This is a genomic window from Candidatus Atribacteria bacterium, from assembly GCA_011056645.1.
GTDB classification, from domain to species: domain Bacteria; phylum Atribacterota; class Phoenicimicrobiia; order Phoenicimicrobiales; family Phoenicimicrobiaceae; genus Sediminicultor; species Sediminicultor quartus.
This window is the reverse complement of sequence record DSEL01000050.1, coordinates 1-7,794: the sequence shown is the minus strand read 5'-3', so window position 1 is coordinate 7,794 and position 7,794 is coordinate 1. Positions and strand designations below refer to the sequence as shown.

At 33.5% G+C, this 7,794-nt stretch carries 13 protein-coding genes; all 13 read right to left on the bottom strand.

The genetic code is table 11. The features are described from left to right. Nucleotides 1–205 (bottom strand): translation initiation factor IF-1 (locus ENO17_01900; protein ID HER23798.1); only part of this gene is annotated, 205 nt, incomplete at its 3' end. A gap of 58 nt (nucleotides 206–263) precedes the next feature. Beyond that, entirely contained in the window at nucleotides 264–1,022 is a 759-nt protein-coding gene (gene map, locus ENO17_01895; protein ID HER23797.1) for a type I methionyl aminopeptidase, read from the bottom strand. Between the two features lie 4 nt (nucleotides 1,023–1,026). After that, the gene (locus ENO17_01890; GenBank protein ID HER23796.1) at nucleotides 1,027–1,668 is read right to left on the bottom strand and encodes an adenylate kinase; all 642 of its coding nucleotides are present in this window, start codon (nucleotides 1,666–1,668) and stop codon (nucleotides 1,027–1,029) included. A 179-nt stretch (nucleotides 1,669–1,847) separates the two neighbouring features. Next, nucleotides 1,848–3,116, bottom strand: coding sequence for a preprotein translocase subunit SecY (gene secY, locus ENO17_01885; protein ID HER23795.1), 1,269 nt, complete (start codon nucleotides 3,114–3,116; stop codon nucleotides 1,848–1,850). Further along, nucleotides 3,117–3,557, bottom strand: coding sequence for a 50S ribosomal protein L15 (locus ENO17_01880; GenBank protein HER23794.1), 441 nt, complete (start codon nucleotides 3,555–3,557; stop codon nucleotides 3,117–3,119). Then, on the bottom strand, nucleotides 3,544–4,086 hold the full coding sequence (locus ENO17_01875) for a 30S ribosomal protein S5 (protein ID HER23793.1): 543 nt from the start codon (nucleotides 4,084–4,086) through the stop codon (nucleotides 3,544–3,546). Before ENO17_01875 ends, ENO17_01880 begins: the two co-directional genes overlap by 14 nt. Before the next feature lie 82 nt (nucleotides 4,087–4,168). Next, entirely contained in the window at nucleotides 4,169–4,534 is a 366-nt protein-coding gene (locus tag ENO17_01870) for a 50S ribosomal protein L18 (GenBank protein HER23792.1), read from the bottom strand. A 212-nt stretch (nucleotides 4,535–4,746) separates the two neighbouring features. Next, nucleotides 4,747–5,286 (bottom strand): 50S ribosomal protein L6, encoded by a 540-nt coding sequence (locus ENO17_01865; protein ID HER23791.1) that lies wholly within the window; start codon nucleotides 5,284–5,286, stop codon nucleotides 4,747–4,749. 167 nt (nucleotides 5,287–5,453) lie between these two features. Next, a complete protein-coding gene (locus tag ENO17_01860) occupies nucleotides 5,454–5,852 on the bottom strand; it encodes a 30S ribosomal protein S8 (GenBank protein ID HER23790.1) in 399 nt (132 codons plus the stop codon). Between the two features lie 60 nt (nucleotides 5,853–5,912). Beyond that, a complete protein-coding gene (locus tag ENO17_01855) occupies nucleotides 5,913–6,098 on the bottom strand; it encodes a type Z 30S ribosomal protein S14 (protein ID HER23789.1) in 186 nt (61 codons plus the stop codon). 189 nt (nucleotides 6,099–6,287) lie between these two features. Further along, nucleotides 6,288–6,827 (bottom strand): 50S ribosomal protein L5, encoded by a 540-nt coding sequence (locus ENO17_01850; GenBank protein ID HER23788.1) that lies wholly within the window; start codon nucleotides 6,825–6,827, stop codon nucleotides 6,288–6,290. 11 nt (nucleotides 6,828–6,838) lie between these two features. Then, nucleotides 6,839–7,156 carry a 50S ribosomal protein L24 gene (locus tag ENO17_01845; GenBank protein HER23787.1) on the bottom strand — a complete coding sequence of 106 codons (318 nt, stop codon included), beginning with the start codon at nucleotides 7,154–7,156 and terminating at the stop codon, nucleotides 6,839–6,841. Between the two features lie 32 nt (nucleotides 7,157–7,188). After that, nucleotides 7,189–7,557 carry a 50S ribosomal protein L14 gene (locus ENO17_01840; protein HER23786.1) on the bottom strand — a complete coding sequence of 123 codons (369 nt, stop codon included), beginning with the start codon at nucleotides 7,555–7,557 and terminating at the stop codon, nucleotides 7,189–7,191. Between the last annotated feature and the right edge of the window lie 237 nt (nucleotides 7,558–7,794).

Sequence of the window (7,794 nt, the reverse complement as noted above, 5' to 3'; positions counted from 1 at the left end):
ATACAATTCTACCCTGGGTTAAATCATAAGGTGACATTTCGACTTTAACTCTGTCTCCAGGTAGTATTCTGATAAAATGCATCCTAATTTTACCTGAAATGTGAGCTAATATTTCGTAACCATTTTCCAATTCAACCCGAAAAGTAGCATTTGGCAAAGATTGAACCACTTTCCCTTGCATTTCTATGCACTTTTCTTTTACCATTAACTATTCCTCCGCCTAAAATCTTTTTACATAACACTATTTATAAGGTGTTAATTATTTAAAGATTGGTTAATATTTCGTTACCGTCTTTAGTTATTGCAATAGAATGTTCAAAATGTGCTGACCGGCTTCCATCTTCGGTTACAACTGTCCACCCATTATTACACAATTTTGTTTTATAGCCACCAATATTTACCATGGGTTCAAGTGCCAATACCATTCCCTCTTCCAACTTTACCCCGGTATGGGAAACACCATAATTAGGTATTTGCGGTTCTTCGTGCAAATAACAACCGACACCGTGACCAACATATTCTCTTACTACTGAAAAATTTGATTTTTCTACTGTTTTTTGGATAGCACAAGAAATATCACCCAACCTGTTACCTATAATTGCTTTTTCTATACCTTTAAACAAAGATTTTTTAGTTATTTCTAAAAGTTTTTGGTCATTTGGTCCTATTTTTCCTACCGGAACTGTTATGGCAGTATCACCATAGTAACCCTCTAAATTTGTTCCGATATCTATACTTACAATATCTCCTTCTCTTAATCTTCTCTTTCCGGGAATACCATGAACGACTTCTTCATTTATAGAAACACATATAGAATGTTGGAATTCATTTTTTTCTATCCTATAACCCTTAAACGCAGGTTTTGCGCCGTGTTTTATTATATATTCCTCAGCAATCCTATCTAACTCTAAAGTAGTAATTCCCTCTTTAATATTTTCTAATATTTTATTTAAGGTGCTCGCAGCTAATTTACAACTCTTCCGAATACATTGAATTTCCTTGTAAGATTTTAAAATTATCATTACTCTAATTATTATAAATCCCTTGTAATATTTTTTTAATCTCCAAAAAAGCGTTGTTACTTAAATGAGCATCTATCACTTTTAGTAATTTTTTTTCCTTATAATATTTTTTCAAGGGTATGGTTTGTTTATCAAATACTTCTAATCTATGTTTTATAGTTTTTTCTTTATCGTCCTCTCGTTGATACAATTCTCCACCGCAGAGATCACAAATATTTTCTTTTTTAGGCGGGTTAAATAATAGATTATAATTAGTACTACATTTTTTGCATACCCTACGACTGGATAATCTTTGTATTATTTCGGAAAAAGCTATCTCGAAATAAAATACATAGTCAATAAATTCATTGAGCTCTTTATTCAATTGATCTAAAGAATTTGCTTGCTCAATAGTTCGAGGGAAGCCATCAAAGATGTAACCTTTTTTACAGTCATCCTCTTTTATTCTTTCTTTTATTATTTTCAGAATAATATGATCCGGCACTAAACTTCCTTTTCTCATGATATTCTCAACTTCTATACCCAACTTATTCTTTTTACCAACTGCTTCTCTCAAAATTACTCCGGTGGAAATTATTGGGATATTAAATTCCGCATGCAATCTTTTTGCTACTGTTCCCTTCCCTCCACCAGGAGGACCTAACAAGATTATTCTCATAACTTCCTCTTTTCTTGAAATTAACTCGATCCCTGTCTGAGGGCTTGATAAATCAAACCCCCAACATTATGAATTTTAATAACTTATGGCCAGGATTATAACCAATAAATTAAGTAACCAACTAACCAGTTAAGTAAATACGTACGATATATATTAGTGCGCAGAAACTATTTCTTGATAAATCCTTCATAGTGCCTCATTAGCATATGTGATTCTATTTGTTGAACGGTTTCCAAAGCTACTCCTACCATAATTAACACAGATGTTCCTCCGAAATAAAAAGTAGTAATTCCGGTAATTTTTATTAAAATATTTGGTAGAATAGCAATTATGGCTAAAAATAATGCGCCACTTAGTGTAATTCGAGTCATTATATGATCAATGTAAACGGTAGTACTTTTCCCAGGTCTTATCCCAGGAATAAAACCTCCGTACTTTTTCATATTGTCTGCCATGTTGGCAGGATTAAAGGTAATCGCCGTATAAAAGAAAGTAAAAATTATGATTAATATAGAGTACAAAACAAGGTATAAAGGCTGTCCCGGCGAAAGAGCATCAGCCAGACTTTTCATAAAAGCAATATTTTGTAAAAATTGTGCAATAGTAGCCGGAAAAAGTAATATTGCCGAAGCAAATATTATAGGAATAACTCCAGCCTGATTTACACGTAAGGGAATATGCGTCCCTTGTCCACCGTACATTCTACGTCCTATTACTCTTTTTGCGTACTGAACCGGTATTCTTCTCTGACCTTTTTGAATAGCAATAACTCCTCCAATAACCACTACGAAAACTACCAATAAGGTTACCAATGGTAAAATGCCAATTTCTCCAACTTTTAAAAGTTGACCGGTTTGAATAATTTGGGAGGGAATTCTGGCAATAATTCCCCCAAAAATAATTATAGAAATCCCGTTACCAATACCAAAATCAGTAATCTGTTCACCTAACCACATTAAAAAACAAGTTCCGGCAGTAAGGGTTATTAATAATAAGAATCTAAAAGCACTTCCCGAAATCATCAATACACCCATATTTTGCAGCCAAACACTTATTCCAAAAGCCTGGACAATAGCTAAAAATACTGTTGCATAACGAGTAATTGCAGTTATTTTAGCTCTTCCATCTTCTCCCTCTTTAGCCCATTGTTCTAAGATTGGCACAACAGATTGCAAAAGACTCATAATAATAGATGCATTAATATAGGGCATTATTCCTAAAGCAAAAACAGAAAAACGACTTAATGCTCCTCCTGCGAATAGATCAAAAAAACCTAATATTCCTCCCTGAGCAAATAAATTAGCCATTGCCTCTTTATCTATACCAGGCAAAGGGAGGTGACTACCAAGTCTAACTACCACTAACATTCCTAGGGTAAAAATTAATCTTTTCTTTAAATCTGGAATTTTAAATAAATTACGTAAAGTGTCTAACAATTATATCACCTCTATCTTCCCACCAGCTGATTCAATCTCGCTTATCGCTTTCTGGCTAAACTTATGTGCCTTGATAGTTAATTTTTTGTTTAAACCACCTTTAGCTAATATTTTTACTCCATGGCCTACTTTTTTTATAATTCCCTTATTAATTAATTCTTTCTGAGTAATTATATCGCCATCTTCAAATATATTTAATCGTCCAACATTTACGATACTATAATTTTTTTTGAATATACTGGTAAAACCCCTTTTAGGAATTCTTCTATAGAGAGGCATCTGACCGCCTTCAAAACCAGGTCTAACTCCACCGCCAGCACGAGAATTTTGACCTTTCGATCCTCGGCAGGAAGTAAAACCATGACCTGAGCCACAACCTCTGCCTACTCTTTTGCGTTTTTTAACTGATTTAGGATCTAGGTATAAATTATTTAATTTCATTACTTGTTACCTCCCTTGGCTGTAATCCTTGCCTATACATTTCCAATACACTTTTTCCTCTTAATTTTGCAACATTTTTCGCATCTTTTAAACTTACCAGAGCATCCATGGTAGCTTTAGCAATATTCAAATTATTATCACTTCCTAAGGATTTTGTTAATATATTTTGATATCCTGCAGCTTCTAATATCGTTCGAACGGATCCACCAGCAATAACTCCGGTTCCAGGAGAGGCTGGTTTCATAAAAACCCGAGCAGCTCCATATCTTCCTATAACTGTATAAGGGATAGTTCCTTTTTTTATTCTTAGTTTTATTAAACTCTTTTTTGCTTTTGCCACTCCTTTTTTAATTGCTTCGGAAACGTCTTTAGCTTTTCCATAACCTATGCCTACTATTCCTTCGCCATTTCCTACGACAACCATAGCGGAAAACCCAAATCGTCTTCCACCTTTTACTACTTTACTGACTCTATTTACAAAAACAACTGCCTCGCTTAACTCTAAACCTTCAGGGTTTATCTTTAGCACTAATCCACCTCCTCTCTCATTTTTTCTTACTATATTTTTGGTGTTCGATTTTTTACTAATTTTTTCCTATTTTATTTATATATTAAAAGACTATCTTTCCTTTTCTAACGTTCTCTGCGACAGCTTTTACTCGCCCGTGATAAAGGTAACCCCCCCGATCGAATACTACTTTTTTTATGCCCTTTTCCTCTAATTTTTTAGCTAAAAAACTACCCAGCGTTTCAGCAGCTTTTATGTTACCCTGATATTTCTCTTTTTTCCTTATTTCGGGATTGAGTGTAGATAGAGATACTAAAGTTATCCCTTTCTGATCATCAATTGCCTGAGCGTATATATGTTTTAAACTCCTGAAAATGCATAATCGCGGCCTTTCACTAGTACCGGATATGTTTTTCCGTACTCTTTTATGTCTTTTTATCCGAGCTAATCTTTTACTTCTTTCAATCATCAATATCAGCACTCCCTTCCTATATGTTAATCCTAGAAAATAGTAATTCATATTATGGAATCGCGTGAATAAAACCAGAATTTAATCAAGAATCTTAAAGGCGATACCCTGTATCTAAAGCACAAGAAGATACAACTTACTTGTATCTATGCCTGCTCGGTATTAATTTTTTAACTAATAACCAGGTAAGCAATTAAATTATTTTTCATTGATTATTTTGCGCCAGTTTTACCAACTTTTCTTCTCACTACTTCATCAATATATCTTATTCCTTTTCCTTTATAGGGCTCTGGTTTCCGTAATAACCTTATTTTAGCTGCAGTTTCACCTACTAGTTCCTTATCTATGCCTTTGATTTTTATTATCTTTTGTTTTTCTACTTCAAACTCAATTCCTTTTGGTGGGTCAACATTTACGGGATGAGAATAACCTACCTGAATAGCCATTTTACCGCCTTCAAGGGTTGCTCGGTAACCTACTCCCTGTATTTCCAATATTTTTTCAAAGCCTGAAAACACACCTTTTACTAAATTATTAATCAAGCTTCTACTTAATCCATGTAAAGAACGATGAAATTTATCATCGGAAGACCTGGAAACATAAATCTGATTTTCTTCTATCTTTACCTTAATATCTGGATGAATGTTTCTTTCTAAAACGCCTTTTTCTCCGGATACTTTTATTTTATTATTATTTAATTCAACTTTAACTCCCTGAGGAATTTTTACTGGCATCCTCCCTATCCTGGACATATAAAACCTCCCATTTTCGTATACTGTATATATATCGCGTCCCGTATTATTTTTAGCGTACAGCGTTTAGAATATAGTTAGTATACGAGTAAAATTTATTTCAACCCGTATTTTTTTAGTAATTTTCTAATTGGCTTCGATGAATCGAGCCTTATATTGATTTATATTTACCAAATATAGCAAATTACTTCCCCTCCAAGATGACGCTGTAAAGCCTCTTTACCAGTCATTATACCTTTGGAGGTAGAAATGATAGCTATCCCAAGACCACCTAACACTTCTGGAATCTCATCTTTTTTCGCATAGACTCTTAATCCAGGCTTACTAATTCTTTTCAGGTTATTAATGGTCTTTTCTTTATTAATATACTTTAAATAAATAGTCAATTGACCTTGTTTCTTATCCTCTCTATGCTTGTAATCTCTAATAAAACCTTCGTCTTTTAATATACGAGTAACTTCTAATTTTAACTTTGATGATGGTACAATTAAAGAATCATGCCGCACCTTGTTAGCATTTCTAATTCTAGTGAGCATATCAGCAACAGGATCCGTTACAACACTCATATATAATATCCTCCTCTCTTTTTAATCCAAATCATTATAATAGATTTCGTTAAATATATCTTACCAGCTTGATTTAGTTACCCCTGGTAATTCTCCTCTGTGGGCCATTTTTCGGAAACATATTCTGCAAATACCAAATTTTCGCATATAGCCTCGAGGTCTTCCACAAATATTGCAACGAAAATATTTTCTTACTTTATATCTTGGTTCTTTTTTGGCTTTTTCTACTAGGGCTGTTTTGGCCACACTATTTCCTCCTTTTATTCCATAATATGAATTAACTATTAATTTATGTCTCGTTATTCGTGAATCATATATAGTGAAAATTCAGGAATCATAAACAGGATCCTATGCTCCTAAATTTTTGATTACTTCAGCATTTCTATTATAAGTTTTGTATTTTATGGGCACAATAGCACCACGAAATACAATACACTACTTTTTAAATGGTACTCCCATTAATTCTAAAAAAGCTTTTCCCTCTTCATCATTTAATGCACTTGTGACAATAGTAATATTCATTCCTAAAGTAGTAGTTACTTGATCAAAATCTATTTCAGGAAAAATTAACTGTTCCTTTACACCAACAGTATAATTCCCTCTTCCATCAAAAGAATCAGAAGGGATACCTCTAAAATCTCGAATTCTTGCAATAGCTATATTGATAAATTTATCTAAGAATTCATACATTTTATCATTCCGTAAGGTAACCTTGCAACCTACTGGCATATCTTTTCTAACTCCAAAGTTAGATATAGATTTTTTAGCCCGGGTGATGATAGGTTTTTGACCGCTAATTACGGCTAATTCCTTTACTGCCTCATCCATAATTTTTGAATCTTTTATAGCACTTCCTAACCCAATATTAATTATTGTTTTTTCCAATTTGGGGACAGCCATCACGCTTTTATATTTAAATTTTTTCATCATTTCCGGTACAACTTGTTTCAAATATTTATCCTTTAATCGGGGCATCATCCAACCTCCTAAACCTTATCTATTATTTCTCCGCATTTTTTACACACTCTTACTCTTTTGCCCTCTTTAATTTTCTCTCTTCTAATAGCAGTAGGTATATTACATTTGTTACAAATTAGTCTGACGTTTGAAGTATGCAATGCGCCTTCCTGCTTGACTATTCCTCCCTGAGGAACTTTTTGGGTGGGCTTAGAGTGTTTTTTTAAAAAATTAACACCTTCCACTATAACTTCCATCTTTTTAGGAAAAATACGAACAATTTTTCCTTTTTTACCTTTATCTTCTCCGATGATAACCAATACTTTGTCACCTTTTCTAAAACTAATTTTATTGCTAACCAAATCGCTACCCTCCCTTTTTATACTACCTCAGGTGCTAGTGAAATTATCTTCATAAAATTTTTATTTCTTAATTCCCGTGCAACCGGCCCAAATATTCTGGTTCCAACCGGTTCATTTTGATTATTAATAATAACTGCCGCATTATCGTCAAACCTAATATAAGAACCATCTGATCGACCAAGTTCTTTTCTGGTTCTTACTACCACCGCCTTAATAACTTCACCTTTTTTGCAGGTTCCACCTACTGCTGCTACTTTAACTGAAGCAACAATAATGTCTCCTATTCTAGCATATCTCCTTTGAGAACCACCCAATACTTTTATACATTGTATTTCTTTGGCACCCGAATTATCCGCAACGAATAAACGCGTTTGCATTTGTATCATCTTTACTACCTTCTCTCCTTAATTAGTATATAGTCGCTAGTCGTTAGTGAATAGTCGCTAGTATTAAATATAAGTTTTCAGTTTATGGTTTATGGTTCATTAAAATGGCGTATAATAATGCAACTCATATGCATTCTGAGCTTTTTAGAAACTTGCAACTTGCAACCTGAAAACTGAGACTTACAACTTATGACTAATTACATATTACTTATTACTGCACTTTATTTACTGAATACT

Bases quoted from the DNA above. Each gene is read 5' to 3' on its own strand.
- ENO17_01865 (HER23791.1), bottom strand. From the start codon at position 5,286: ATGTCCAGGATAGGGAGGATGCCAGTAAAAATTCCTCAGGGAGTTAAA.
- ENO17_01870 (HER23792.1), bottom strand. From the start codon at position 4,534: ATGATTGAAAGAAGTAAAAGATTAGCTCGGATAAAAAGACATAAAAGA.
- ENO17_01840 (HER23786.1), bottom strand. From the start codon at position 7,557: ATGATACAAATGCAAACGCGTTTATTCGTTGCGGATAATTCGGGTGCC.
- ENO17_01850 (HER23788.1), bottom strand. From the start codon at position 6,827: ATGCCCCGATTAAAGGATAAATATTTGAAACAAGTTGTACCGGAAATG.
- ENO17_01860 (HER23790.1), bottom strand. From the start codon at position 5,852: ATGAGTGTTGTAACGGATCCTGTTGCTGATATGCTCACTAGAATTAGA.
- map (HER23797.1), bottom strand. From the start codon at position 1,022: ATGATAATTTTAAAATCTTACAAGGAAATTCAATGTATTCGGAAGAGT.
- ENO17_01880 (HER23794.1), bottom strand. From the start codon at position 3,557: ATGAAATTAAATAATTTATACCTAGATCCTAAATCAGTTAAAAAACGC.